Annotated in this window: 22 protein-coding genes and 1 tRNA gene; 15 read left to right on the forward strand and 8 right to left on the reverse strand. The window is 60.9% G+C overall.

The window, feature by feature from the left end:
• Positions 1 to 1,135 precede the first annotated feature (1,135 nt).
• From FHE74_RS01870 to FHE74_RS01880, 3 genes are all read left to right on the forward strand, one after another.
• Positions 1,136 to 4,174, forward strand: coding sequence for a vWA domain-containing protein (locus FHE74_RS01870; RefSeq protein ID WP_139464724.1), 3,039 nt, complete (start codon positions 1,136 to 1,138; stop codon positions 4,172 to 4,174).
• Between the two features lie 72 nt (positions 4,175 to 4,246).
• Complete coding sequence (locus FHE74_RS01875; protein WP_139464725.1) at positions 4,247 to 5,224, forward strand: pyridoxal-phosphate dependent enzyme; 978 nt, start codon at positions 4,247 to 4,249, stop codon at positions 5,222 to 5,224.
• Positions 5,221 to 7,842, forward strand: a complete 2,622-nt coding sequence (locus FHE74_RS01880) for an FAD/NAD(P)-binding protein (RefSeq protein WP_139464726.1) — start codon at positions 5,221 to 5,223, stop codon at positions 7,840 to 7,842. The genes FHE74_RS01875 and FHE74_RS01880 overlap by 4 nt, the downstream gene beginning before the upstream one ends.
• Here FHE74_RS01880 and FHE74_RS01885 read toward each other — a convergent pair.
• Positions 7,839 to 8,573, reverse strand: a complete 735-nt coding sequence (locus tag FHE74_RS01885) for an IclR family transcriptional regulator (RefSeq protein ID WP_139464727.1) — start codon at positions 8,571 to 8,573, stop codon at positions 7,839 to 7,841. The two genes, FHE74_RS01880 and FHE74_RS01885, sit on opposite strands and share 4 nt — an antisense overlap.
• Before the next feature lie 74 nt (positions 8,574 to 8,647).
• Here FHE74_RS01885 and leuC point away from each other — a divergent pair, with 74 nt between their 5' ends.
• Positions 8,648 to 10,075 carry a 3-isopropylmalate dehydratase large subunit gene (gene leuC, locus FHE74_RS01890; RefSeq protein ID WP_139464728.1) on the forward strand — a complete coding sequence of 476 codons (1,428 nt, stop codon included), beginning with the start codon at positions 8,648 to 8,650 and terminating at the stop codon, positions 10,073 to 10,075.
• 31 nt (positions 10,076 to 10,106) lie between these two features.
• The gene (gene leuD / locus FHE74_RS01895) at positions 10,107 to 10,694 is read left to right on the forward strand and encodes a 3-isopropylmalate dehydratase small subunit (RefSeq protein ID WP_139464729.1); all 588 of its coding nucleotides are present in this window, start codon (positions 10,107 to 10,109) and stop codon (positions 10,692 to 10,694) included.
• Between the two features lie 7 nt (positions 10,695 to 10,701).
• On the opposite strand, the gene FHE74_RS01900 is transcribed toward leuD, so the two are convergent.
• Positions 10,702 to 11,724, reverse strand: coding sequence for an NUDIX hydrolase (locus FHE74_RS01900; protein WP_139464730.1), 1,023 nt, complete (start codon positions 11,722 to 11,724; stop codon positions 10,702 to 10,704).
• Positions 11,725 to 11,802: 78 nt separating this feature from the next.
• Between FHE74_RS01900 and FHE74_RS01905 the strand changes: the two genes are divergently transcribed.
• Together FHE74_RS01905 and FHE74_RS01910 are read left to right on the forward strand one after the other, a co-directional pair.
• A complete protein-coding gene (locus FHE74_RS01905; RefSeq protein ID WP_139464731.1) occupies positions 11,803 to 12,858 on the forward strand; it encodes an NAD(P)H-dependent glycerol-3-phosphate dehydrogenase in 1,056 nt (351 codons plus the stop codon).
• 20 nt (positions 12,859 to 12,878) lie between these two features.
• Entirely contained in the window at positions 12,879 to 13,988 is a 1,110-nt protein-coding gene (locus FHE74_RS01910) for a D-alanine--D-alanine ligase family protein (protein ID WP_180339649.1), read from the forward strand.
• Here FHE74_RS01910 and FHE74_RS01915 read toward each other — a convergent pair.
• Entirely contained in the window at positions 13,963 to 14,898 is a 936-nt protein-coding gene (locus FHE74_RS01915) for a DUF3515 domain-containing protein (protein ID WP_180339650.1), read from the reverse strand. The two genes, FHE74_RS01910 and FHE74_RS01915, sit on opposite strands and share 26 nt — an antisense overlap.
• 38 nt (positions 14,899 to 14,936) lie before the next feature.
• On the opposite strand from FHE74_RS01915, the gene FHE74_RS01920 reads away from it, so the two are divergent.
• The 8 genes from FHE74_RS01920 to FHE74_RS01955 are packed head-to-tail and all read left to right on the forward strand — an operon-like array spanning position 14,937 to position 22,254.
• Positions 14,937 to 15,896 (forward strand): thiamine-phosphate kinase, encoded by a 960-nt coding sequence (locus FHE74_RS01920; RefSeq protein ID WP_139464732.1) that lies wholly within the window; start codon positions 14,937 to 14,939, stop codon positions 15,894 to 15,896.
• A 2-nt stretch (positions 15,897 to 15,898) separates the two neighbouring features.
• A complete protein-coding gene (locus FHE74_RS01925; protein ID WP_139464733.1) occupies positions 15,899 to 16,543 on the forward strand; it encodes a uracil-DNA glycosylase in 645 nt (214 codons plus the stop codon).
• Between the two features lie 11 nt (positions 16,544 to 16,554).
• The gene (locus FHE74_RS01930; protein ID WP_139464734.1) at positions 16,555 to 18,123 is read left to right on the forward strand and encodes a DAK2 domain-containing protein; all 1,569 of its coding nucleotides are present in this window, start codon (positions 16,555 to 16,557) and stop codon (positions 18,121 to 18,123) included.
• A gap of 6 nt (positions 18,124 to 18,129) precedes the next feature.
• Positions 18,130 to 20,223, forward strand: coding sequence for an ATP-dependent DNA helicase RecG (locus FHE74_RS01935; RefSeq protein ID WP_139464735.1), 2,094 nt, complete (start codon positions 18,130 to 18,132; stop codon positions 20,221 to 20,223).
• A gap of 26 nt (positions 20,224 to 20,249) precedes the next feature.
• Positions 20,250 to 20,459, forward strand: coding sequence for a biotin/lipoyl-containing protein (locus FHE74_RS01940; RefSeq protein WP_139464791.1), 210 nt, complete (start codon positions 20,250 to 20,252; stop codon positions 20,457 to 20,459).
• A complete protein-coding gene (locus tag FHE74_RS01945; RefSeq protein ID WP_139464736.1) occupies positions 20,456 to 21,025 on the forward strand; it encodes an RsmD family RNA methyltransferase in 570 nt (189 codons plus the stop codon). The genes FHE74_RS01940 and FHE74_RS01945 overlap by 4 nt, the downstream gene beginning before the upstream one ends.
• A gap of 3 nt (positions 21,026 to 21,028) precedes the next feature.
• Complete coding sequence (gene coaD / locus FHE74_RS01950; protein ID WP_139464737.1) at positions 21,029 to 21,505, forward strand: pantetheine-phosphate adenylyltransferase; 477 nt, start codon at positions 21,029 to 21,031, stop codon at positions 21,503 to 21,505.
• Positions 21,502 to 22,254 carry a sulfite exporter TauE/SafE family protein gene (locus tag FHE74_RS01955; RefSeq protein WP_139464738.1) on the forward strand — a complete coding sequence of 251 codons (753 nt, stop codon included), beginning with the start codon at positions 21,502 to 21,504 and terminating at the stop codon, positions 22,252 to 22,254. Before coaD ends, FHE74_RS01955 begins: the two co-directional genes overlap by 4 nt.
• Here the strand turns inward: FHE74_RS01955 and ehuA are convergent.
• From ehuA to FHE74_RS01980, 5 genes are all read right to left on the reverse strand, one after another.
• Positions 22,247 to 23,017 carry an ectoine/hydroxyectoine ABC transporter ATP-binding protein EhuA gene (ehuA, locus tag FHE74_RS01960; protein WP_139464739.1) on the reverse strand — a complete coding sequence of 257 codons (771 nt, stop codon included), beginning with the start codon at positions 23,015 to 23,017 and terminating at the stop codon, positions 22,247 to 22,249. The genes FHE74_RS01955 and ehuA overlap by 8 nt on opposite strands.
• Positions 23,010 to 23,945: an amino acid ABC transporter permease gene (locus FHE74_RS01965; protein ID WP_139464740.1), complete on the reverse strand. Its 936-nt coding sequence runs from the start codon at positions 23,943 to 23,945 to the stop codon at positions 23,010 to 23,012. Before FHE74_RS01965 ends, ehuA begins: the two co-directional genes overlap by 8 nt.
• The gene (locus FHE74_RS01970; protein ID WP_139464741.1) at positions 23,942 to 24,841 is read right to left on the reverse strand and encodes an ABC transporter substrate-binding protein; all 900 of its coding nucleotides are present in this window, start codon (positions 24,839 to 24,841) and stop codon (positions 23,942 to 23,944) included. The genes FHE74_RS01965 and FHE74_RS01970 overlap by 4 nt, the downstream gene beginning before the upstream one ends.
• 43 nt (positions 24,842 to 24,884) lie before the next feature.
• Positions 24,885 to 25,253 (reverse strand): hypothetical protein, encoded by a 369-nt coding sequence (locus tag FHE74_RS01975; protein WP_139464742.1) that lies wholly within the window; start codon positions 25,251 to 25,253, stop codon positions 24,885 to 24,887.
• A gap of 88 nt (positions 25,254 to 25,341) precedes the next feature.
• Positions 25,342 to 25,418, reverse strand: a tRNA-Leu gene (locus FHE74_RS01980).
• Between the last annotated feature and the right edge of the window lie 59 nt (positions 25,419 to 25,477).

The following is a 25,477-nucleotide window of genomic DNA, read 5'->3' on the forward strand; positions in this document are numbered from 1 at the left end:
GCCACTCTTTTTCCCTCACAGTGCGGCTGCCCAAGGGGAACCCATTCGACGATGTCCCTGTCGGTGAACTTCCTCCTGGGAACGGATCGGGATATGTTTTTACGATTTCCCGCGTCAAGGGCGTGGACCTGACCACTCTGGAGGGCTGGAACCGAGCTGGTGCCCTGACGGTTTCGGACGTTGAGCAGTTGGAACGCGTCGACTTCCGCACGGCAACCACCACTGAGACAGGGGAAGTTACGTTCGACAACGTAGAGCCTGGCATTTATCTCGTCGAGACGCAGAAGCCCGCGGACAGTGCCCATGAAAACCTCGATGTTCCGGCTTTTGCCGTGACCGTGCCAATTGGACAAGATGGGACGTGGGTTTGCGATGCAGTCGTGTACGCCAAGACGTCAATCCCGAACTCTCCGGATGAGCCACCGACGACTCCGCCGACGACCCCACCGGGCGTGCCTCCGAATATTCCTGGGCCCCCCGCGGATCATCCCGGTGAGCCCCCCGCTTCACCACCCGGAAATGAAACCGAAGTCCCGCCTACGCCTCCGAGTGAGAACCCAAGGCCGTCCTGGCTGGCTAATACCGGAGCATCAGTGCTGTGGGTTATTGGTTCTGCTCTCCTGCTCATTGGACTTGGTTGGATCTTCCTCCTACTGAGTCGTCGACATGGAACTGAAGAATGACGCATAAGTCCTCCCTTACAGAAAAACTGGCAGAACAATTCTTGAAACCGGAGAAGACAATGACCCGCAATAAGAGGTTCACAAAGACCTCGAATCGACGGACCCGTTGGATGCGAGTTCCTCTACACGTTTTGGCGGCGACTTCGCTAGCTTTCGGCCTAGTTTTGGCGCCCGTCGTACCTGATGCGCCAATCAATTTCGGTTCGGTCGCATCTGCCCAAACCGGGGTCGTAGCCTCTAGTCAAAAGACGATCTCCTCTGGAACAAAGAACATTAGTGTCGACCTCGTTTTAGACAAACCAGTCAAGGCGTCGCAGTTAAGGGCATCAATGGCCATGGGATCTGGCAGCCTCTCTTACTCTAGCTGGGCATACTTGGTAGATGGCAGAACAGTAGCGAAGAATCCTAAAATTGTTGAAGGCGTAGTGCGAGCCCCAGGCGGAAATTTCCCCGTGGGAGAGTTTTCCGGCGAACTTCCCACAGGAACAAAAATCACTTTCCAAATCAACAATTTCGGAACGCCTAACGGAACTCTGAAGCTGGAAGTCGTGGGAGAAGTTGTTTCTCCCCCGAGCTCTGCACCGGCGACCGCTACGACAACAACTCCAGCCACGCAGCCGTCACAACCGAATCAACCCGCGACAAGTACTCCGCCTGCGGCGACTGAACCGGCTCCTTCTGAACCTGCTCCAGTGGAGCCACTTCCGGATTTCCCGAGCGGTACAGGTCTTCCACCTGTGACGAACCCGGGGCCTGCTGCGGGAAACACTACGACCACAGCACCTTCAACTACTGGTTCTGGAAGCGATGGTTCGACCACGACGGTAAAACCAACGGCGGACGTTCAGAACAACCGACAGCCAGACAAAACGTTCGGCGGTTCGCAGATAATCACGAAGGCGGTCACTGATCCCAATTCACCGTTGCTTCCTGGTGCCCGACAGGTCCGGTGTGAGTTCTCATTTACCAGCCCTGAAGACATGGTTTTGCAGCGGTTGGCACTAAGCGTGAACGATCAAACAACCATCCGCGCCGCACAGTGGAGTGTGGATAAGATGGAGATCCTCACCAACCCGGTGTTCACTTCTTCTGTCGAAGATGACCTGCACCGTGCTCAGGCAACCGTTAATTTGCCGACCGATGCAGAATGGGCAGAACTTCAAAAGCGCGATGAATACAAGGGGAAGCCTCGTCCTCGCGGCGCAGTGCTTCCTAAGGGAGCGAATGTCCGGGCAACACTAACCATTGCGGGCGTGGATTCCTGTGAGGCTGCGCAGGCGAAATTCGATATCTTTACCGTTCCAGTGTCCACTGTGCCAAATAATCCAGCGGTTCCAAGCGCCGACCCAGCCCCAGTTATTCCCGCGGAATTGGGAGGGTTGAGTGCCGGTGTCGCCAATCCGACGCTGGATGGACGCTTGGTGACTGCCGATAAGTGTGTTCCTGCAGAGCGAACTCTAAATGTGGGCATCATGATGGATGTGTCCAACTCGATCAAAGAGCAAAATATATATGGACTGATGCGTGAAAGCGCCAACGGCATTGTGGACGGTCTTAAAGGTGCGAACGTTAACGTCTCAGTACATAACTTTGCTTCCTATGCTCCCCGATTCAAGGATCTTGACGGTGCGTATTACGACGCGAATGGAAACGTGAATTGGTCCAAGGGCACCGTCAATTACAATCTCAAATCCCCAGAGGGGGTTTCGGCAGCTAAAGCCCAGATCGGGGAAACCTATGATCGTCTAAAAAACCTTACTAACACATCGGCGGGTGGTACGAACTGGGATGCTGCGCTCGAGCATCTCTATTACGCAAATTATTATCGGAAGCAGCTAAATAATTCGCAGTACGATGTCGTCTATTTCATCACCGATGGCATGCCTACGCGTGCTCTCATTAACACCACCCAAGGAAATAATCTTCCAGTCGCCGGTGACGTATTGGGTACATGGTCACATGTGGGGGATGTGAAATCAGCAATTGAAAGCGCAGATGCCCTGAAGAGAAACTTTGGAACACGAATTCAACCTGTTTTGGTGAATGTGCCCAGTGACCAAAGTGAGGTCATCCTAAACGACTTTACTGCCTGGTGGTTCAAATCTAACGTTGATGAATTTAAACGAACGTACGGTAAGGCCCCAAGCTTTCTAGTTCAAAACCTGGACCCGTCTGCGTCCTATATGTTCCAGGCGGTACGCAAAGGATTGCTGAATGCGTATCAATTAGGTAGGGGTCGAGGGCAGGTATCACCTTTTGGGGATCCGTACTATCCCGTCTTTGCTGGACTTACAAGATTGCGCGCCCAAGATCTTGGACCCACCAGCTGGGCTGCCATGGAACTAACGCCAAACCAAACTGCAGAGATGATCTCTAGCGTAGGCACCCCTGTCCACGTCTCTAAACAGGCCGATGTTGTGGCAGAGGTGCGAGCGTTGGTGGACAAACTCCGTCTCGACCCATCCGGTCTTGCGGAATGCCAACCGAAGCCCCCGGAGAATCCGGATTCTGGTCGCGTGATCGTCGAGAAGCGAGTTGTGGACCGTGAAGGAAAGCTCATCTCTGATGCCGGTGCTGGTTGGGAGTTCGAGGCGGTTGGTGTGACCCAAGGTGGCTTGGGGACGCGTTACATCACTAACCACAACCGCAGGTGGGAAGCTGCTTACGATGGTGCAGCTGGTAAGCCGCTCACGATCAAGGAAGTTGTTCAAGACGGCTACCAATTCCAGGATTACACCTGCACCGCCAACCTTAAGGAGGGGACCGCGATCCCTGCCTACGACGCAGCTAAGGCCACCAAGCCGGCAGCTGGCGCGGCGGAGTTTAATACTGTGGCTCCTCAGCCGGGGTCGTTTACTTACTGCATTGTGACCAACAAGCAGGTAGACGTGCATTTGAATCTGTACAAGGTGGATCAGCAGAACAACGTACTCAAGGGAGCGGTTTTTACCCTGCAGCCGATGATCATGGGGGCAAATGGTTCGCTTTCCCCGATTCAAGGCAAGGACCCGGTGGCTTTGCAGCAGGACGCCAACAATCCAGGTAAGTACGTGGCCAAGGGCCTCGAGCTGGGCAAGGTCTACCGCCTCACCGAGTCCAAGTCTCCGGTCGGCGCAGACGGGCGACCCTACTCATTGCTGTCCAAGCCGATCGACTTCACGTTTGAGCAAGCCAAGGATCAGTCCGGAAAAACAGTCCTGCGCATGAAGCTGCTGGGAAACAGCACCTCAGCAGTGGGAGTGGTTCTGTCTGGCGCAAATGGTTCTTTCGTCGGCGCAGATGGAGCCCCGATCAAGGGAGTTCCTGCGCTGGACTCAACAAGGATTAGCCAGGACGCTTCAACGGTGTCCATCGGACTGGTCAATTACTCCATTGGTGACCTGCCGGATTCCGGCGGCAACGGCGTGGCACCGTGGCTAGCGCTATCCGCCCTCATTCTCTCCGCTGGTGGAGTATGGGCGCGCAAGAGCTCTCAGAAGTCTGCGGCCTAGCCTTCCTTGCCCCGCGCAGTGAGGACACACTTACTGCGCACCACCTGCCCGGTGCGCCTACCCTGAGGCAATATGAGCGAAAAGTTATACGTCGGGGTAGATGCCCTTCTTGGGCACACCCCGTTGGTGCAGCTAAAAAAGTGGGCTACCACGCATAATCGCCCGGACGTAAAGGTCTGGGCCAAGTTAGAAAGCTTCAATCCCGGGGGCAGCGCCAAGGACCGCACTGCAGCGGCCATGGTCAAGCGCGCTCGGGAGGAAGGGAAGCTGCACGAGGGAACCCCCGTCGTCGAGTCGAGCTCTGGGAACCTCGGTGTTGCTCTAGCCCGAGCCGCTGTTACCCATGCCTTCGAGTTTCACTGCGTTGTTGATCCACGCGCGAATCGCTCCACGGTCGCATACATGGAAGCGCTAGGAGCCACCGTCCACAGGGTCACTGAGCCGGATCCGGAAACCGGTGATTGGCTGGCGGCTCGCCAGAACCGCGTGCGTGAGCTGCTGCGCACGATGGATGGTGCGATTTCCTTCGACCAATACTCCAACGAGGCAGCGTTTCAAGCGCATAGCGAGGGAACCGCTGCGGAGATTCTCGAGGCCCTCGGCCACGCGCCGGATCACCTCTTCGTGGCCGTCTCCACCACGGGCACCGTCGGCGGATGCCTGCGCACGCTACGGGATGAGCCCACGATCGTTACCGCCGTGGACGCCGAAGGCTCGGTGCTTTTCGGAGGGCAAAGATCTAGCCGCTGCCTTCCCGGGTACGGCGCTGGCGTGGTCACCGCGTTGTCTCAAAAAATCCAGCCGGACAACGTCACGCGCATCGCGCCTGCCGATGCCATCGAGGCTGCCTACTCACTCGCGCGCACCGAGGCCATTCTGCCGGGTGCCTCAGGTGGCGCAGTGATGGCGGCGCTCCAGCAAGCGCTGCCCGAATTGCCTGAGGGAAGCGAGGTCGTAGTGGTGCTTCACGACGCCGGCAACGCCTATCTTGGCACTATGTACAACCAATCCTGGGTCGACGAGAACGTGCACGTGGGGGAGCAAGCATGACACTGAGTATTGCCGTTGTCGGCGGCGGTCCGCGAGGGCTGTGGGCCGTCGAAGAGCTCGCGGTGATGGCACGCGAGCGTTTGCTGCCCATGCACATCACGGTTTTCGATCCTCAAGATCTAGGTACCGGTGCAGCCTACGATCCGTCCCAACCAGATCATCGCCTGGTGAACGTGCGCTCGCAGACGATCCAGACAGCCATGGGCACCTTCGACGACTATCGCCGCAAGCATGGGTTGGACGTTACCGACGAGTTTCCTCCGCGCGCGTTAGTCGGGCGCTTTCTACAGGATTCCTGGGATTGGCTGCTGCGATTCCTGCCCGAACACGTCACGTTTACCCACGAACGTCACAAGGTCGAAGACCTCGGCGAGCTCGAGAACTGTGACGAGGTTCTGCTCGTTACAGGTCACGAGCCACAGCGCACACCAGACGGCATGATCGAGGCGTACTCCTCTGAGCTGGATAGCATTCAGCCCGAGCACACCGTCGCTGTTCGCGGAGCGGCGTTGACCTTCATCGACACTGCCTTTGCTCTTACCGTGGGGCGCGGCGGCCAATGGGATGGAAGCACGTACACGCCCAGCGGCAGGGAACCGCGCAGCATCATCCCGTATAGCCGCAGCGGTCGGCTCATCCAGGTGAAACCGGCGCCTGCCAGCGCGGGCGAGCTCGCTACCATCGCGCAGTATCGTCGCCGCATAGCGGGGGCTGCGGGCGCGCAGGACATCGAGGAAGTCATCTGCGCCTGTGCCACAGAGCTTGCCGGTGCACCCGTCTTACTCAAGGACGCCAGTACGACGGGTGATCCGGTCGCTGCCTGGCGCGACTCGCTCAAGCCCGGCCGCGCGCCGGCGCAGGCTCTGGGGTTGGCTTTCCGCGAGTTGTATGCGGACGTCGTCAAGCGATCCTCCTTCGGAGGACTTGATCTCGGTGAGCTGCCGCGTGTGATGGAGCCGATTACGTTCGGGCCACCGGCAAGCTCCATTGAGTTGCTACTGGGTCTCGTCGATGCGGGAATTCTGGACGTAACCCAGGCCGCGACAATCCCGGAAGCTGACGTCACCGTGGATTCGGTGCGTTCTGCAGCTGGCTCCAATTCCTTGCTCGGAGATGGGCCTGTGCACACCGATCGGGACGGGTTCATTCGCCCCGGACTGGCCAGTATCGGGCGGGCCAGCGAGCCCTACATCCTGGGGCACGACAGCCTGAGCCGCACCCTGCACGACGTGATTCCTCGCTGGGCCCGGCGCGTAGCCCGCACGCATGGCCGTGGGGGAGTGCATGGCGTACCACCCCTGACCGGGCGCCGGGAGCCGTGGATGGAGCAGGTGCTCGCAGACACAGAGCAGGCACAAGAGTTGATCTCAACCCACTCCAGCCCGGTGAACTTGCTCGATGCTGGCGCGATGCAGCGCAATATCGAAGAGCTTGTTGACGCCGGGCGCGAGGCCGGGGTGGATGTGCGCGTGTTCTACGCCCGCAAAGCCAACAAGGCGCTCGCCTTTGCTCGTACGGCCTTCGAGAATGGCCATGGGGTTGACGTAGCCAGCTATCGCGAGCTCAAGCAGGTTATTGACGCTGGCATTCCCGGCGAGCACATCATCGTCTCGGCCGCGGTCAAGCCGGAAGAGATGGTTCGCCTGGCCATCGAGCATGGCGCGGTCATTTCCGTGGATAATGACGACGAGTTAGCACGCATCGTCGAGGTTGCGCAGGGTACTGCGGTATCGATCGCGCCCCGGCTAGCGCCCGATCCCGCTACCTTGCCACCGACGCGATTTGGGCAGCGCTTGGATTTGTGGCGCAAGGGGTTAGCGCACGCTGCTGAAAACATTCACGTGCGGGGAGTCCACGTTCACTTGCATGGCTATAGCGCCGCCGATCGTGCAATCGCCTTGTCAGAGGCCCTCGAGCTTGCGCGCGCGTGCCGGGAGCAAGGCCACGAGGTGGAGTTCGTTGACTTGGGCGGGGGAGTTCCCATGTCCTATTTGGATCACACCACGGAATGGGAGAACTATCAGCGCACCCGCGAGGCCATGGTCGAGGGGCGCACACCTCCCTTTACGTGGAAGAGCGATCCGCTCAACAACACCTACCCGTTCCACCAATCGCCGGTGCGAGGTCCCTGGCTGCGCGAGCTCTTGAGCTCGCAGGCAGGCCAAGAACTCAAAGCGGAGGGCCTTCGACTACACCTTGAGCCCGGTCGGAGCGTGCTCGACGGCTGCGGTATGACCTTGGCTCGGGTGGCATTTATCAAGGAGCGTAGCGACGGGCTTCCGCTCGTCGGCCTGGACATGAATCGCACCCAGTTGCGCACCACCAGCGACGATTGCCTCATCGACCCGCTGCTCATTCGCAGCCGCCCTGCGCCTGGTGAGGAGCTGGAGGCATTTCTAGTGGGTGCCTATTGCATCGAGGATGAAGTGATCCTGCGCCGTCGGATTCGATTTGCTCAGGGAGTGAGCGTGGGGGACATCGTGGCTTTTCCCAACACCGCCGGTTACTTCATGCACATCCTGGAGTCGGCTTCGCACCAGATTCCTTTGGCCAAGAATGTGGTGCGAGGTGAGCAAGGCTGGGAGCTCGATCAGATCGACACCCCGGCTACCCACTAAAGAGCACCGGAAAGTCTGCGCGCCGCTCCTGCCAACTCCGCGCCCCAGACGTGGCGGGGGCTGGGTCGCAGGCGCTCAGCGGGGCCGGAGATAGAAAGTACCGCGACTAGCGTGCCGGTCGAATCGATCACCGGGGAGGACAGGCTAGCTAGTCCCACCTCGCGCTCTGAGACTGACTCGGCAACGTGCGTGCGAGTCACCACCTCAAGTTCAGCAGCATCAAAGGTGGCCCGGGATAGAAGGTCAGCCCGGGTGGCTTCGTCAGAGAAAGCCGTAAAGACTTTGGCGGCGGAGCCCGAGGTCATAGTTAGCTGCGACCCAACTGGAACTGTGTTGCGCAGGCCACTTGTGGGCTCGACGGCCGCTACACATGTGCGTGTGTCGCCGGTGTGGCGGTAGAGTTGGACGGACTCTCCGGTGACTTCGACCAGGGAGTTCATGATGGGCGTGGCGACGTCGATAAGCGAATGCCCCAGGTTGGTGAGCATTGACCCCAACTGCCACAAACCAGCGGGAGTGCGTTCCAGGACCTGATGGACTTCCAGCGCCGATGCCAGACGGTGGACCGTGGCGCGAGGAAGACCGGTGTCCTCGCACAGCTGCGCGAGGGAGCGGGGCCCGCCAGCAGTGGCCGCGGCGATGGCGATTGCCCGATCGAGAACCTTGATGCCGGACTCTGCGGTATAGTGTCCCATGTAATGGATGGTACCGTCTCGCAACATGGGATGCATAGTCGTGGTTTCAAACCGGCCGTGCATCCGATGCTCAAGCGGGAGACAACAAACTAGTAAAGCAGGTGAGGCACATGAGTGAGAACAATCGCCCACTCACGCTGGCCGAGAAGGTCTGGCGCGACCACGTGATTACTGCAGGTGAGAAAGGCGAGCCCGACCTCATCTACATCGACTTCCAGCTGCTCCACGAGGTAACAAGCCCACAAGCCTTCGACGGGCTGCGGCTTAATGGCCGTAAGATGCGCCGGCCTGACCTGCACTTAGCCACCGAGGACCACAACGTTCCCACAGAAGGAATCGTTACCGGCGGAATCCAGGAAATCCTGGATGCCACGTCGCGCACCCAGGTGGAAACGCTGCGCAAGAATTGCGCGGAATTCGGCGTCACGCTGCACCCCATGGGCGACGTGCAGCAGGGAATCGTGCACACCGTGGGTCCGCAGCTGGGGATTACGCAGCCGGGCATGACCATTGTGTGCGGAGACTCGCACACCTCCACCCACGGTGCATTCGGCGCAATGGCCTTTGGTATTGGTACCAGCGAGGTCGAGCACGTGATGGCCACCCAGACCTTGAGCTTGAAGCCCTTTAAAACAATGGCGGTAGAAGTTTCGGGTGAGCTGGCTCCGGACGTTACTGCCAAGGACGTGATCTTGGCGATCATCGCCAAGATCGGCACCGGTGGCGGTCAGGGGCACGTGATCGAATATCGCGGAGAAGCGATCGAGAAGCTGTCCATGGAAGCACGCATGACCATGTGCAACATGTCCATCGAGGCGGGCGCTCGAGCCGGAATGATTGCACCGGACGAGAAGACGTTCGAGTACGTCAAGGGCCGCGAGTACGCGCCAAAGGGAGACGACTGGGACGCAGCCGTCGAGTACTGGAAGACCTTGCCCACCGATGAAGACGCGCAGTTCGATACCGTGGTGCACCTCGACGCAAATGAATTGACCCCATTTGTCACCTGGGGAACCAACCCCGGCCAGGGCGTGGGACTGGGCGAGACCGTGCCGGATCCGGAGTCCTTCGGAGACGAGGGCCTCAAGGCAGCGGCCGAAAAGGCTCTGGCCTACATGGACCTGGCACCTGGCACCCCGATCAAGGACATCGCCATCGATACGGTGTTCCTGGGCTCGTGTACCAACGCGCGCATCGAGGACCTGCGCGCCGCTGCGGAGATCGTTAAGGGCAAGACCATCGCTGCTGACACGCGCATGTTGGTGGTTCCCTCGTCAACGCTCGTGAAGAATCAGGCAGAGGAGGAGGGCCTGGATCAGATCTTCCGCGACTTCGGCGCCGAGTGGCGCACGGCTGGTTGCTCCATGTGCCTGGGCATGAACCCAGATCAGCTGCAGCCCGGAGAGCGCAGCGCCTCAACCAGCAACCGAAACTTTGAAGGACGCCAGGGCCCAGGGGGTCGCACTCACCTGGTCAGCCCGGTCGTCGCCGCAGCGACCGCGGTGGCTGGTCACCTTGCCAGCCCGGCCGACCTGTAAGTACTCCCACGCCTTTACCCAAGGAGAATTCATGGAAAAGATCACGACGCATACCGGCGTGGGCGTTCCGCTGCGCGCCAGCAACGTGGACACCGACCAAATCATTCCCGCCGTGTACCTCAAGAGGGTCACCCGAACTGGCTTCGAGGATGGGCTTTTTGCCAACTGGCGCCGCAACGAGGATTTCATCCTCAACCAAGAGCCCTATGCTCAGGGATCCGTACTGGTGACGGGTCCTGACTTCGGAACTGGCTCCTCGCGCGAGCACGCGGTGTGGGCGCTGATGGACTACGGCTTCCGCGTCGTGCTGTCCCCGCGCTTCGCCGACATCTTCCGTGGCAATGCGGGCAAGGCTGGTCTCGTCGCCGGTCAGATCAGCGAGTCTGACGCAGAGCTGCTGCTCAAGACCCTCGAGGCAAGCCCCGGGCTGGAGGTCACGGTATCGCTAGAGGACCGCCTGGTTCACGCCGGTGAAGTCACGGTGTCCTTCGACATCGACGACTACACCCGCTGGCGTTTGATGGAGGGGCTTGACGACGTCGGGCTGACCCTGCGCAAAGACGAAGACATCACCGCCTTCGAGGCCGAGCGCCCGGCGTTCAAGCCGAGCGTGAGCTAGCCACTGGTTATTTCACCGGCAGCGGGGAGGCCAGGTAGTCCGCCCCGGTCAACTCACCGCCGTTGAAGGAAAGCACCCAGACGCTGCCCTTCTTGGCATTAATCTGTTCCAGCCGCAGCCGTCCCGAGGCCGAAAGCCACTCCAGCAGGCCCTCGATTGCTCCGCCCTGGCTGGCGATGACGGACACCCCGCCCTTCTTGATCACCTTGGTGATCGCGTCCTGCACATCTTGGGGGCGGGATTCCCACGCAACATCGCCAAACTCGGGCTTGACCTTCACAGAGATCCCGAGCTCGTCGGCAAGCGGCGCTACCGTGTCTTGGCAGCGATCAGGCTCCGCCGTGTAGATGCGCTCCGGGCCCCACGCGGAAAGCAGCGGGACCAGCATCTCCGCCTGGCGGCGCCCCTTCTTATCCAGCGGACGAAGATTGTCATCGCCTGCCCAATTGCCTCGCTGGTGGGCTCGCCCGTGGCGGACCAGGAGGATACGGGCCTGGGCCGGAAGTCCTAGGCGCTTATGGGCCTTGAGCAGGACGTCTCGATCCACGACGTAGCTCAAGCGTTGTGCCGCCTCGTCCACGCTCATCCACGTGAGCTCGTCAACCTCGTTGTTGGCCTTGAACTTGCCTCCCACCACCTGCGCCGTCCAATAAAAGACCACTTTGGTTCGCCCAGCCACGGGGTACATCACCCGGCCGAGCAGTTTGCCGAGCTCCACTGTGTACCCGGTTTCCTCCGCGATCTCGCGCACTGCGGTGACGGGAAGAGATTCGCCCGGATCAACCTTGCCTTTGGCCAGCGACCAATCGTCGTAATGCGGACGATGGATGACGGCATACTCGATCGATTCTGGCTTTTGTGGGTTGCCTCGCCAGAGCACGGCCCCGGCAGCGAGCGTCGTCTTGCCCAGCCCCTCCACCGGATCGCGCAGAATCTCCTGGTAGCGCCCAGTAATGGCCAGCTGGGGACCGGAATCCTTGTCTACCTCGTGAGGTCGGGACTTCTTTGCAGACGAGGACTTCACAGCCATTCCACTTCCTTTGCCAGCATGCGTCGGTCATCAGGGTTTGAGATTTCATGGCTAACGATACCGCCGATCACCTAGACTATGGATTCTGTTCATGCCCTCCGGGGCCTTCTCGATCTGGGCAAGGAGTTACGCATAGTGGTCAACGTCGCCGTGATGGGAGCAGGTTCGTGGGGGACAACCCTGGCCAAGGTGTTCGCGGATGCGGGAAACCCTGTCACTTTGTGGGCCCGCCGCTCTGAGCTCGCGGAAGCGATTCAGCAGCGGCACGAAAACGCTGACTACCTCCCGGGTATCGCCCTGCCGCAGTCCCTGGTGGCCACCACGGACGCCGCCGAAGCGCTGAGTGGGGCAGAAATCGTAGTCTGCGCTGTTCCTAGCCAGACGCTGCGCAAGAATCTGGCGAGCTGGGGCACAAGCATTTCACCGGATGCCACCGTCGTTTCCATCTCTAAGGGCATTGAGGCTGACACCCACCTGCGGATGAGTCAGGTGATCGCGGAGTCCGCCGACATCCCCGCAGAGCGCATCGTTGTGCTCTCGGGCCCCAACTTGGCCAAGGAGATTGCGCAGGAGCATCCCGCAGCCACGGTGATCGCGGGTATCGACGAGGCCCGCGCCCAGATGGTTCAGGCAGCGGTGTCGACCGACTACCTACGCCCGTACACCAACACTGACGTCGTGGGGGCGGAGATCGGTGGTGCATGTAAGAACGTCATCGCCCTGGCATGTGGCATCGCTGCCGGTCGCGGCCTGGGCGATAACACCCTGGCCACGCTGATCACCCGCGGCTTGGCCGAGATTTCCCGTCTGGGGGAGTCCCTCGGGGCTGACCCGCGCACGTTTGCCGGCCTGGCAGGTTTAGGCGATCTGGTGGCCACCTGCATGTCCCCGCTATCGCGAAACCGTACTTTCGGTGAGCGGCTGGGGCGTGGCGGCACGCTCGACGAGGCCAAGAAGGCTACCAACGGGCAGGTGGCCGAGGGTGTGATCTCTTCACGTTCGATCTACCAGTTGGCTCAGCAGCAAGGGGTCGAGATGCCTATTACGCGCGCAGTGCTGGCCGTATGCCACGAATCCGTGGCGGTGGATGAAACTGTGGCGATGCTCATGGGTCGCTCTAAAAAGTCGGAATAAAGGGCGGTAAAGTTTCAGCGGTGACTGATACCGCGCTCAATACCGCTTCCCGTAACCCCCAAGGCATCACCCGCGTGGCCGTCGTCTACGGCGGACGCAGCAGTGAGCACTCCATCTCCTGCATCTCAGCTGGAGCGATCATGTCGCACCTGGATGCAGCGCGCTACGAGGTTGTCCCGGTGGGCATCACCCCAGACGGCGTATGGACGGTAGGAGAGCCTGATTACAGCAAGCTGGAAGCGCACGGCGCCGACATGCCGCACGTTGCGCTGCGCGACGAGCTCGCATTAAGCCTCAACCCCAACCACAGTGGGCAGATCATTAACGTCACCCAATCCACTGTGCATGCCGAAGTCGATGTCATCGTCCCAGTGCTGCATGGCCGCTTCGGCGAGGACGGAACGATCCAAGGCCTGTTTGAGATGGCGGGCGTGCCCTACGTAGGCCCGGGTGTCCTCGCCTCCGCTGCCAGTATGGACAAGGAGTACACCAAGAAGCTGATGCAGGCTGAGGGTCTGCCGATCACCGAGGAAGTTGTCCTCGGAGAAGGCGAAAGCCTGAGCGAGCAGGATCAGCAACGGCTCGGCCTGCCCGTATTTGTTAAGCCCGCCCGAGGCGGATCGTCGATCGGCATCTCCAAGGTCTCGCAGTGGGAGGAAGCGGACGACGCCATTGCGCTGGCTCGCAAGCATGACTCCAAGGTGATCATCGAAGCCATGATTCACGGCATCGAGGTCGAGGTGGGCGTGCTCGAGGGGCCGGACGGCCAGGTGATCGCCTCGGTACCGGCGCAGTTGAACGGCACCGAGGATTCTGACGAGGGCTTCTACGGGTTTGAGACCAAGTACGTGGACGACACGGTCACTGCAACCATCCCGGCAGACATTCCGGCCGAGATGACCACGCAGCTGCAAGACATGGCAGTGCGCACCTTCCATGCTCTGAACTGCAAGGGCCTGGCGCGCGTCGACTTCTTTGTCACGGAGCAGGGCCCGGTGCTCAACGAGGTCAACACCATGCCGGGCTTCACCCCGATCTCCATGTACCCGCAGGTGTTCAAGGCAAGTGGGGTGTCTTACGAGCAGCTGTTGGACCAGCTCATCGCTACTGCTCTGGCGTCGAGCGACTAATTACCTCGCTGAGCTCTGGAAGTGCCTCGCTGGTCGCTGACTGCGGGGCACTTACTGCAATGTCCGTGGCACGGCCCAGGGCATACCAGGTGCCGGCGGTGACTCCGTTGGCCAACTGAGTGTCTTCAAACCAGGGGACGTCGTTGATCTGAGTCAGGCGAGCGCCGGCCTGATAACCCGGCGGAGGCGCAACCCCGCAGCGCAGCACGATCGGTTCATGGCCAGGTCGAGTCCAGGACACGCTGTCCGAGGTGCGCGACTTAAGGCTCCACGAGGTTGCCAGGTTTTCCGGTAATGCCTTGGTCAGGGACTCGCACACCTGGGCGGTATCACCGGCGGCCGGTTCGAGTTGGCTAAGCGGGGCCGGGTGGGGCTGCGGATCCGTTTTGTCTGTGTCAGACAGCGCCGGGGCGATGGCCTCTACCGGCTTGGACGACTCAGTGAGGTCGGGATTGTCCGTGGTCAGTGCGACAACGGGCGAGCGATCGACGGAATACCAGGTCACCAAATTCGATCCCGGAGTCTCATCAGCTACAGCGAGCCACTCGGTATCGCTAATCTCCTGGGTCTGCGCCAACGAGGTGAACTGCAGGGGCAAATCCACTCCACAGCGCAAGGTAATGCGGTCGGTGCTCGGGGCGGACCACGCAGCGGTTCCGGCTGGTCGCGGATCCGCAATCGCCACGGACTCATGCCCAGCAACCTCGTTAGGCAGCGCCGCCAACACCTCGTCGCACTGCTGAGAATCTGCAAGAGGCGCGGGTAGCTCGCTCATGGCCACGGGGGTACGCGCTGCACGCTCAGTGATCCACTTAGCGCCCCCGAGGGCCGCGGCCACCAGCGCTAGCGCCAACCCGAGACAAACGTAGACAGCTATCCGGCTAGATTGGAAGGGATCACTCGTGCTCATGATGGGTGCCAAGTCTAGCGAAAGGTTGATCCGCAGCCATGGCTGACCCGCAATCCGCCTTAACTGTCGGCGACGTAGGAGAACACGCCGTCATCCAGGCCATTATCGAGGCCGCACCTAGTGTGCTCAACGGTGACGACGCCGCGGTGTTAACCCACGCGTCTCCCAATTCCCGCTCAGTGGTTGCCACAGACATGCTGGTGAGCAATCGACACTTCAGCTTTGACTACTCCACGCCCTTTGAGGTCGGCTACAAAGCAATCACCGTGAACTTCGCCGATATCGAGGCCATGGGGGCGCGCCCGGTGGGAGCGGTGCTGGCCCTCGCCCTTCCCCCCGATACTCCGCTAGATACGGTGCGGGAGTTAGCGCAGGGCGTCGATAAGCGATGCCGGGAGTACACCACCGAATTGCTCGGCGGGGACGTAACTGCTTCGGATCAGCTCGTCGTGTCGATTACTGCGGTGGGGTCTCTGGGAGGAAACAGGGACGCCCTGCGTTTGGATCGTGCACGGGTGGGGCAGCGGGTCGTGGCGCATGGTGCGATCGGCTACTCGGCTGCCGGGTTTGCGCTGCTGGAGAAGTTCGGGAGAAAACGCGTTCCACAGGAGCTCGACGAACTGGTACGAGCGCATTGCCAGCCGGCACTTACCCCTGGGCGGGGCGTGGTAGCACGCGCTACCGGTGCCACGGCGGCAACGGATAACTCGGATGGCCTCGTTCCGGACCTTGACCTGCTCGCTCGGAGATCGCATGTGGGAATCAACCTGGACGCAGATGCGCTCCAGCCTGACGATCTGCTGCAACGCGCCGGTGAGCTGTGCGGTGTTGACCCGTGGGAGTGGGTATTGACCGGGGGAGAGGACCACACCCTGATTGCCACCACTGCTAGCGAGGCACCATCGAAATTTCGCACGATCGGAGAAGTCATCCGAGGAGAGGGCGTCACCGTCGACGGCCAAGCGCCGGAGTATCAGAAGGGCTGGGTGAGCTTTTAGCCATGTCTATTCCTGTGCACCCCAGTTGGGTCGAACCACTTGCTCCAGTGGAGGAGCAGATTCATCGAATGGGAGATTTTCTGCGGTCCGAACCGGCCTTCCTGCCCCCGGGCAGCAAGATTTTAAGGGCCTTCCAGGATCCCTTCGATGAGGTCAAGGTATTGATCGTGGGGCAGGATCCATACCCCACTCCAGGACACGCCATGGGATTGAGCTTCTCGACGGAGCCGGGTGTGCCCGCACCCCGGTCGCTGGTGAATATCTACCGCGAGCTCGAGTCTGACCTGGGAATCGCGCCGCGTTCCGACGGTGACATCAGCTCGTGGTCTGGGCAGGGCGTACTCTTGCTCAACCGCGTCCTCAGCGTGCGTCCCCAAGCTGCCGGATCCCACCGCCGGAAGGGCTGGGAGGAAGTGACCGAATGCGCAATCAGGGCCCTGGCGCAGCGCAACGCCCCGCTGGTGGCCATTCTGTGGGGTCGAGACGCCCAGACCGCGCAGGCATTCCTAGGGGATACTCCCTGCATCACCTCGGCGCATCCCTCTCCGTTGTCTGCCTCCCGCGGATTCTTCGGGTCGCGTCCCTTTTCGCGTGCAAACGAGGCCCTGCGTCAACAGTCAGCTTCGCCAGTTGACTGGGGTGCGTAAGGTGTAAGCCCATGAGTGGATCTGTCTCCGATGATGGCGACCTGCTTTTCCGGTGGGCGCAGCGAGCGGCCGACGAGCTTAATGCCCGGCGCGCTGAGATCAACGCACTCAATGTTTTCCCGGTGCCGGATTCAGATACCGGATCCAACATGGCTCACACCATGGAATCGGCCTTTCGCGCTGCATCCGCAAGCAAGGAGGAACGTATCGCCTCCACCGTCGCGCACGCCCTCGCCTCCGGGGCGGTGCGTGGGGCGCGGGGCAACTCCGGGGTGGTGCTGTCCCAAGTGCTGCGTGGAATCGCTCACGCAGTGGGCACTCACCCGTTGGATGGGCAAACGCTGGCGCATAGCTTGAAGAACGCGGTCGAGCTTGTCGACGCCGCAATTGCCGATCCAGTAGAAGGCACCGTAGTGACGGTTCTGCGCGCGGCTGCCAACGCATCCGCGCAGGCTGCCCAACGTTCGTCGGATTTAGCGACGGTCACCGACGCCACCGTGGAGGCTGCACGCACCGCACTTGAGCTAACTCCCTCGCAATTGCCCGAACTGCGCGCAGCCGGAGTGGTCGATGCTGGGGGCGCTGGGCTCGTAGTGTTGTTGGAGTCCCTGCAAGCGGAGATTCCAGCATCTAGCGGTGCAGCTGGTTCAACAGATTCGGGGTCAGGAGCTATGTCTCATGCCGGCGCGGCGTTCTACCTGGAAGTGATGTTCTATCTTCTCGCCGAAGAGGAGACCCTGGGCTCTTTCGAGGAGTGGTTGGCGGAGCGCGGGGACAGCCTCATGCTCGCTCGAGATGACCACGGAGCGACTGTGCATATCCACACTCATCAGGCTGGGGAGGTTATCGAGCAGGCTTTTGCGCTCGGTCAGGTCTCCGACCTGCGCATCGAGTCCTTGTCCGATGCCCCCGCGGCGGAGCCCACCTCTGCGGCATCTGAGCGAATGCTTATTGCCGTGACCCCGCCGGGGGCGGTGGCGCAGCTCTATCGCCAGGCCGGGGCGACGGTCGTCGAAATGCGTGACGAGTCTGACCTGGCGGCCCAGGTGGTCGCAGTGATCGAGGAGGCGCCGGCCAAAGAATTCATCATTTTGCCCAATGGTCTGTTGACTCGCGAGGAGCTGACGGACATCGATAGGCAGACCCAGTCGGTCACGCATCCGATCGCGCTGCTACCGACCACCCGCCTGGTGGCAGGAATCGCCTCGTTGGGCATGCACGATCCCGGGGAGCCTTTGGCCACGGCCGCCTACACGATGAGCGAGGCCGCCCACGCGATGCGCGTGGCTGTTGCCCGTGTTGCGCACAAGGCGTCGTTAACTCCGGCGGGCCCGTGCGCTGCGGGAGACATCGTGGTCAGCAGCAAGAACGAGATCATTGCCGTTGGGGATGATCTGGCAAGCGCGGTCACGGCGGCATGTCAGAGCATGCTCGAAGTCGCAGGCGAGCAGGTCACCATCTTGGCCACGACGGAACTTGACCGGGCGGTGCTGGAGAAACAGCTGGGGGTTGAGGTCATGTTTTTTGACGGCCAGGGGATCGATACCCTGGGCATTGTCGCCGAGATAGGCATCGAGTAAGCCGCCATGTTGGGATGGCGCGACGAAAGGGAGCTCGCGGAGGTTCTCCCTGCCAAGGAAGCCAAGGCGCTGACGAAGGCCTTTGGCTACACCCACTGCTACGAGCTGCTTGAGCATTACCCGCGCACCTATCGGCAGCATGGCGATGCCGCTTTCCTCAGCGAGGTCGCTGAGGGAGACATTGCCACCGTGGTGGGTACGGTCGCCCGCGTACAGACGATCCAGAAACCCCGCACGCTAATTCTGCGCATGCACGTCCACTGCGCCAGCGAAATCATCACCGTCACCTTCTTCAACGCCCAATACGCGCGCCGGGCACTTCGCGAGGGAACGACTGCGATGTTCAGCGGCAAGGTCACCCGCTTCCGCGGCGAGGCGCAATTACAGCATCCCGACTTCTACGTGGTGGATTCTGCCGGAAGCGGAACCGGTTCGCTGAAAGCGTTGTCTCAGTATGGCTCGCTTCTCGACGACCTTTCTCACCGCCAGTGGATTCCCATCTACCCGGCCACCTCGTCCATGAACACGTGGCGCATCATGGGGGCGGTATGGCGCATCCTGGAAACTCTCGGGCCGATTCCGGAGCCCCTGCCTGAGGTGCCCCAGAACCTCCTCAGCTTCGATGAGGCCTACCGCCTGATTCACGCCCCCGACGCCCGCGGGCCCGAGCCGGCGATTGAACGCCTTAAGTACAACGAGGCGCTGTCCCTGGGGCTGACCATGGCAGTTAGGCGGCAGGAGCTAAGCGAAAAATCATCGCACGTCCTCCCGCCGGTTCCGGATGGTTATCAGGCCAGCCTTCGCGGGGCTCTGCCCTTTAGCCTGACCAAGGGACAACAGGAGGTCCTGGAGGAGATCACCAAGGATCTTGCCTTGCCTCACCCCATGAGCAGACTCCTGCAGGGAGAAGTTGGCTCTGGCAAGACAATCATTGCCCTGCTGGCCATGCTGCAAGCCGCCGACAACGGGCGCCAATCCGCGCTGCTCGCCCCCACGGAGGTCCTCGCGGTACAACACGCGAGATCGCTGACCAACACCCTGGCTCAAGCTGGGGTGGCAGCGACCGTAGTAGCGCTCACGGGTTCGATGCCTACCGCCCAAAAGCGGGAGGCGCTGCTGAAGGTGGTCTCGGGCGAGGTGGACATCGTCGTCGGTACGCACTCCCTGATTCAAGACACCGTGGAGTTCTTCGACCTGGGGTTGGTGGTCGTCGACGAGCAGCACCGCTTCGGAGTTGAGCAACGCGACATCCTGCGCTCCAAGGGACGCGAGGGCATTACCCCGCACGTGCTCGTCATGACGGCCACGCCCATTCCGCGCACGATCGCCATGACCGTATTTGGGGATCTGGCAGTCTCCACGTTGCGCGAGTTACCTGGTGGAAGAAAACCCATTCAGTCCGCGGTGGTACCCGAGTTCAATCGGTCCTGGGTGAATCGAGCATGGGAGCGCATCGCCGAGGAAGTCAGCGCGGGCTACCAGGCCTATGTAGTCTGCCCCCGCATCGAGGGTGAGGGCGGAGCGCAAGAGATGCACGAGGAGCTCTCCGCGCGTTTCGGAGCATTCACCGTCGGGCTTTTGCACGGACGGTTACACAGCGAGGACAAAGACAGCGTGATGGGCGCGTTTGCCGCCGGCAAGATCGACATCCTGGTAGCCACCACCGTGATTGAGGTGGGGGTGGACGTCGCCAACGCCACCGTCATGCTCGTGCGCGAGTCAGAGAACTTCGGGATGAGCCAGCTCCACCAGCTCCGCGGCCGCGTTGGCCGAGGAGGCAATCACTCCCTGTGCCTGTTCCACACCGCTGCGGAAAACGGAAGCCCCGCCTTCGAACGCGTGGCTGCCGTGGCCGCCACCAACGACGGCTTTGAGCTCGCACACGTAGACCTTCGCCACCGTCACGAGGGTGACGTTTTGGGCACGAGCCAATCCGGCACACGCCGCTCCCTGAAGCTGCTGGACTTGATTGAAGACTATGAGGTGATCGCTCGTGCGCAACATGATGCGGCCGAATTGACCGAACGCGATATTGACCGCGCACGCGAGCTGGCCGCAGATGTCAAGGAAAGCGCCCGCGAATACCTGGACAAGGCCTAGCAGGCATGCCCGTTAAAGTAGACTCCATGGAAATTTGTGCGCCGTTCGCCGGCATCATTCGCTACCACGTGCACGAGGGGCAGCGAGTGGATACCGGGGACAACCTCGCGACCATCGAAACGGTCAAACTTGAAGCCCCCGTGCCCGCGCCGGGGCCCGGTACGGTGGATCGCGTGCATGCACAAGACTTTTCCGACGTCCTCGGCGGCGACGTAATCGTGGAGGTGCGCCCATGACCCGCATCATCTCGGGTAGCGCCCGCGGACGGGAACTAGCTATCCCGCCCGCAGGCACACGCCCCACAGCAGACCGTGCACGCGAGGGTCTCTTTAGCTCCATCGCAGCGCGCTTTCCGCTTATCGACGCCCGCGTCCTCGACCTTTACGCGGGCTCAGGAGCACTTGGGCTGGAGGCCGCCAGCAGGGGAGCGCGCCGGGTTGACCTCGTGGAGGCTAATCGCGATGCATGCGACATCATTACCCGCAATACACAGGTCGTTCCCGACGTCCCGGTGCACGTCCATCAAGCATCAGCCCTTGACTTTGTGGAGCGCCTCAGCGATCAGACCTTTGACTTGGTACTGGCGGACCCACCCTATGCAGTGGATAACCAGGAAGTAGAGATGCTGCTCGAACGGATTCGCCCCTACCTAGCGTCGGGTGCCGGAGTAGTTGTTGAGCGCCGAGCAGACTCCGCCCCCTTTGTATGGCCAGAAGGCTTTGAGCCAACTACCCAAAAGCTTAAGAAACGAACCTTTGGTATCGCCCGCATGGACATGGCCTACTTCTACCCGGGAGAGTAAACGTTGACTATTGCTGTCTGCCCAGGATCTTTCGACCCGGTCACTAACGGCCACTTGGACGTGTTTACCCGCGCGGCGCGCCAATTCGATCGCGTGATCGTGCTGGTGACGGGCAATCCCGCGAAGAAGACCGGGTTATTCACCGTGGAAGAGCGTATGGAGCTTATCCGCGAGGTCACCTCCGACATCGCCAACATCGAGGTAGACCATTGGTCCGGGCTTTTGGTGGACTACACCACCGCCCACCAGGTCAGCGCGATAGTCAAGGGCTTGCGGTCCTCCTTGGACTATGACTACGAACTACCCATGGCGCAGATGAATCGCCGCCTCTCGGGAGTAGATACCCTCTTCCTCATGACGGACGAGAAGTTCGGCTACGTCTCCTCCTCGCTGCTCAAGGAGGTCGCTAAATACGGCGGCGACGTCGCGGGACTCGTGCCCCCTGCAGTTAAAGCGGCGATGGAGGCCAAGCTGCAGTGAGCGGTGGCGTCATCGTGGCAGTTGTGGCCGCGGCTGTCTTCGCCGGGGCCCTGTTGCAGCGCGTCTCCGGAATGGGGCTGGGGCTTATCTCCGCTCCCATCCTGATGGTGATCTTCGGGCCCGTCGAGGGCATCTTGCTTGTCAACGCCTTGGCCCTCATCAACGCCATGGCGTCCACCGCTACCCAACACCGCGATGTCGACTGGAAAGCCTTTGGTGTGATTGCTCCTGCTCTGGTGCTCGGAGTCGTTCCAGGGTCATTCGTTGTGCGCATGCTGCCCAGCGCCCCGCTGCTCATCGTCGTGGGAGCATTCCTATTAGCTGCCCTGGGGGTAGTCACCCTGGGCAAGCGCTACATTCCCCACATCACTGGGTGGATACCTGCAGGAATCGCGGGCGTAATCGGAGGATTCATGAACACCGTGGCCGGCGTGGCAGGACCGGCGATTACGGTATACGCCCAGGCCGCGCGGTGGAATCAGCGGGCATATGCTGCCACGCTGCAGCCGCTGTTTTTCGTGGCCGGGGCGGCGTCGTTAAGCATCAAAAGCGCCATCGGCGCCGGAAGTGTTACCGCAATTCCCACGATGGTGTGGGGCGTGGGCGTGGCCTCGCTGGCGCTGGGACTCGTGGCTGGCCTGAAAGTGGCGCCGCGAGTGAGCCGTGACCTTGGACGCGCGGTGGCCTTGGGGCTTGCCGCCTTGGGAGGGCTCACTGCGATCGTGCGTGGAGCAATTGGCCTTATGTGAGAAGGGTCGACAAGAAGGCCTGGGTGCGCTCGTGCTGCGGGTTATCCAGTATCTGCGCGGGGGAGCCGGATTCGATGATCGTGCCGCGGTCCATGAATACGACCTCGTCAGCGACCTCCCGGGCAAAACCGATCTCGTGGGTGACCACCAGCATGGTCATTCCCTCGGCTGCGAGAGACTTCATCACGTTCAAGACCTCACCCACGAGCTCGGGGTCCAGGGCTGAGGTTGGCTCGTCGAAAAGCATGAGCTTCGGCTCCATGGCTACCGCCCGGGCGATGGCCACGCGCTGTTGCTGGCCACCTGATAGCTGCGCAGGGAAGGCTTCGGCTTTGTGCGCAAGACCTACTTGCTCGAGCAGATCCATCGCACGGGTGCGCGCCGCCTCGGCGCTGACGCCCTTGACCTGGATGGGTGCTTCCATGATGTTTTCCAGCACAGTCCGGTGGGGAAAGAGGTTGAAGGACTGGAACACCATGCCGATGTCCGTGCGTTGGCGTGCGGCCTCCTTCTCGGAGATTTCGTAGAGCTTTCCGTCTTTCTCCCGGTAACCGATGAGTTCACCGTCGACGTACAAGCGACCCGCCGTGATCTTCTCCAGGTGGTTGACGCAGCGCAGAAGGGTGGACTTGCCGGAACCGGAGGGGCCGATAATGCAGGTCACACTGCCTGCGGGGACAGCCAGGTCGATGCCCTTGAGGACTTCGAGGCGACCGAAGGACTTCCACACCTGGTGGGCTTCAACCATGAGGGTGTTAGGCATTGTCGTGTTCCTGTCCTGTGTTGGAGGCGTGCGGGGAGGCTGCTTCCGCGTCAGCCAAGGCGGCCAGTTGGCGGGAAGTCAGGGTGCGGGTAGCACCGCGCTCGAAGTACTTCTCCAGGTAGTGCTGGCCAACCATGAGCACGGAGGTAATGGCCAGATACCACGTTGCTGCGACCAACAGCAGCGGCACCGGCTGGAACAAGGAAGCCGCGATGTCCATGGAACGCCCATAGAGCTCGTGCGTGTAAGGGATGGCCACCACCAGGGAAGTCGTCTTCAACATAGAGATGAGCTGATTGCCGGTGGGCGGGATGATGATGCGCATGGCCTGAGGAAGCACCGTGCGGCGCATGGTCATCCACCAGCCCATGCCGAGTGCCTTGGATGCCTCGACCTGCCCCTCCGGGACCGATGAAATGCCAGAGCGGACGATCTCTGCCATGTAGGCCGCCTCATTCAGCCCCAGTCCCAGCACCGCGAGCCAGAAGGCGCTGGTGAGAACGGCCTCGAGTAAAACTTCCGCAAAACCCAGGTTGATCGACTGGTAGATGGCGCCGAGCAAACCCCAGAACACGAGCTGCACGTACACGGGGGTTCCTCGGAAGACCCAAAGAAACGGCCAGGAGATGCTGCGCAGCACGGGATTGGGGGACATGCGTAGAACGGCGAGGATAGTTCCTAGAACAACGCCAATAATCATGGCCAGAATAGTGATGGCCAAGGTATGCAGTGCGGCTGTGGCTACTCGAGCATCAAACAGGTACTGGCGGTAAATGGGCCAGCCGTACGCGTCGTTGCGCAAGGCGTCATAGAAGAACAAGAGCCCGAAAACGACGAGGACTGCAGCGAAAATCCAGCGCCCTGGGTGGCGTTGGGGAATTGCGCGAATGGCTTTGGGCGCTTTGGGTGTCATGGCGGCGGTAGTCATGCGGTGTGTTCCTCTACTGGAAGTTCGTTCATGAGCGCTTGGTCAACGAGGCCCTCTCGGATGCCCCATCGATCAAGAATCTCCTGGTATTCGCCGGTCTCGATCAAATGATTGAGGGCAGCGGCCACGGCCGGTCCCAGGGCAGAGTCCTTGGGGACTGCAAAACCGAACGGAGCGGAGTCAAAGGGTTGACCCACTGGTTCGATCTGCCCCCTGGACTTTTCAACGGCATATGCAGCGACCGGAGAGTCCGCGCTGTAGGCATCTGCCCGGCCGACCATCAGAGCGAGCGCCGCGTTGTCAGAGGTGTCATAGGAGAGCACCGTGATCGGCTCCTTGCCCTCGCGCTCGCACTGCTCGGACTTGGGGCGTACGTCATCGGTCTCGGATACCGTCGTGCGCTGGACTGCCACCGTGAGCCCGCAGGCGTTGTCGGGATCGACCGAGTCTCCGGGCTGTTGCGTCCACTGGATGCCTGCATAAAGAAAGTCAATGAAGTCGAAGGCTTCTCGACGCTCTGGGTTATCCGTAAAGCCAGAGGCGCCCATCTCGACTGACCCCGCCTGGATGGAGGGAAGGATAAGGCTAAAGTCCTGCTCCACGGGTGCAAATTCCAACCCCATGGTCTGTGCAATGGCCTGCGCAAGGTCCATTTCCACTCCGATGAGCTCACCAGAAGAGTTCTTGAACTCCAGTGGGGCGAACGGGGGATTAGTACCCACAGTGAGTTTGCCGTCGGCAGCGACCTCGGGTGGAACGAGCGCGGACACGGCTGCCTCTTCGCGCGCGCTCACGGGTTGCCAGGCGTCGGGCACGCCTTTTTCCATGTTGGTCACGCATCCGACCAGGGTGAGGGAAGTCGCGGTAAAAATTGCGACCGAACGTATAATTTTCATTGCCGCCTACACTACGCCACAGGTGGCGGCAGGAGTAATCGAATCAGTGAATAGGGCAGTTGTGAATATTCACTGAGCGCCAGATGCTTCGCCCGGGAAGCAGCATGGAGCGCACCCGCCACTCGAGTTTTCCACTGGTCACGGTGTTAGTGGAGTCGCGCAGACTCCTCATCTCAGCCCGCTCGCCCGGGCGGATGCGACCAAGCGCCTGGCGGTTTCCTTCTTCATCTGTAAACCACGCCTCTTGCACCCCAATATCGCGGGAAACATTCACCAAATAGGCTCTATGCGCGTGGCGGCGCATCTCCCACAACTGAGAAGGTTGCCCGCGCATGAGCTCTTCGCGGCGAGATAGAAACGCATGCAAAAGCTCGGAGGGGCCGGTTATAAGGGTCTGCAAGTAAGTCTTCATAGCCACATACTAGGTGCGGGCACCTCAGGTGGCTTGGGTAAAAAGAATCCCCGAGCTGCCGGGATGTGGCGAACTCGGGGATCGTAGTTGGTGCCCCAGGTGAGACTCGAACTCACACTGGACGGGTTTTGAATCCGTTGCCTCTGCCAATTGGGCTACTGGGGCGAACAACGCCAATGAGCATAACTCACAACTGCTCTGTATTAAGAATCGGGGTCATCGTC

It is taken from the genome of Corynebacterium tapiri, from assembly GCF_006334925.1.
Classification (GTDB): domain Bacteria; phylum Actinomycetota; class Actinomycetes; order Mycobacteriales; family Mycobacteriaceae; genus Corynebacterium; species Corynebacterium tapiri.

What these genes read in the sequence shown, in the direction of transcription:
- FHE74_RS01875 (WP_139464725.1), top strand. Translation starts at nt 4,247, where the DNA reads ATGAGCGAAAAGTTATACGTCGGGGTAGATGCCCTTCTTGGGCACACC.
- FHE74_RS01880 (WP_139464726.1), top strand. Translation starts at nt 5,221, where the DNA reads ATGACACTGAGTATTGCCGTTGTCGGCGGCGGTCCGCGAGGGCTGTGG.
- FHE74_RS01885 (WP_139464727.1), bottom strand. Translation starts at nt 8,573, where the DNA reads ATGCATCCCATGTTGCGAGACGGTACCATCCATTACATGGGACACTAT.
- leuC (WP_139464728.1), top strand. Translation starts at nt 8,648, where the DNA reads ATGAGTGAGAACAATCGCCCACTCACGCTGGCCGAGAAGGTCTGGCGC.
- leuD (WP_139464729.1), top strand. Translation starts at nt 10,107, where the DNA reads ATGGAAAAGATCACGACGCATACCGGCGTGGGCGTTCCGCTGCGCGCC.
- FHE74_RS01900 (WP_139464730.1), bottom strand. Translation starts at nt 11,724, where the DNA reads ATGGCTGTGAAGTCCTCGTCTGCAAAGAAGTCCCGACCTCACGAGGTA.
- FHE74_RS01905 (WP_139464731.1), top strand. Translation starts at nt 11,803, where the DNA reads ATGGATTCTGTTCATGCCCTCCGGGGCCTTCTCGATCTGGGCAAGGAG.
- FHE74_RS01915 (WP_180339650.1), bottom strand. Translation starts at nt 14,898, where the DNA reads ATGAGCACGAGTGATCCCTTCCAATCTAGCCGGATAGCTGTCTACGTT.
- FHE74_RS01920 (WP_139464732.1), top strand. Translation starts at nt 14,937, where the DNA reads ATGGCTGACCCGCAATCCGCCTTAACTGTCGGCGACGTAGGAGAACAC.
- FHE74_RS01925 (WP_139464733.1), top strand. Translation starts at nt 15,899, where the DNA reads ATGTCTATTCCTGTGCACCCCAGTTGGGTCGAACCACTTGCTCCAGTG.
- FHE74_RS01930 (WP_139464734.1), top strand. Translation starts at nt 16,555, where the DNA reads ATGAGTGGATCTGTCTCCGATGATGGCGACCTGCTTTTCCGGTGGGCG.
- FHE74_RS01935 (WP_139464735.1), top strand. Translation starts at nt 18,130, where the DNA reads ATGTTGGGATGGCGCGACGAAAGGGAGCTCGCGGAGGTTCTCCCTGCC.
- FHE74_RS01940 (WP_139464791.1), top strand. Translation starts at nt 20,250, where the DNA reads ATGGAAATTTGTGCGCCGTTCGCCGGCATCATTCGCTACCACGTGCAC.
- FHE74_RS01945 (WP_139464736.1), top strand. Translation starts at nt 20,456, where the DNA reads ATGACCCGCATCATCTCGGGTAGCGCCCGCGGACGGGAACTAGCTATC.
- ehuA (WP_139464739.1), bottom strand. Translation starts at nt 23,017, where the DNA reads ATGCCTAACACCCTCATGGTTGAAGCCCACCAGGTGTGGAAGTCCTTC.
- FHE74_RS01965 (WP_139464740.1), bottom strand. Translation starts at nt 23,945, where the DNA reads ATGACTACCGCCGCCATGACACCCAAAGCGCCCAAAGCCATTCGCGCA.
- FHE74_RS01970 (WP_139464741.1), bottom strand. Translation starts at nt 24,841, where the DNA reads ATGAAAATTATACGTTCGGTCGCAATTTTTACCGCGACTTCCCTCACC.
- FHE74_RS01975 (WP_139464742.1), bottom strand. Translation starts at nt 25,253, where the DNA reads ATGAAGACTTACTTGCAGACCCTTATAACCGGCCCCTCCGAGCTTTTG.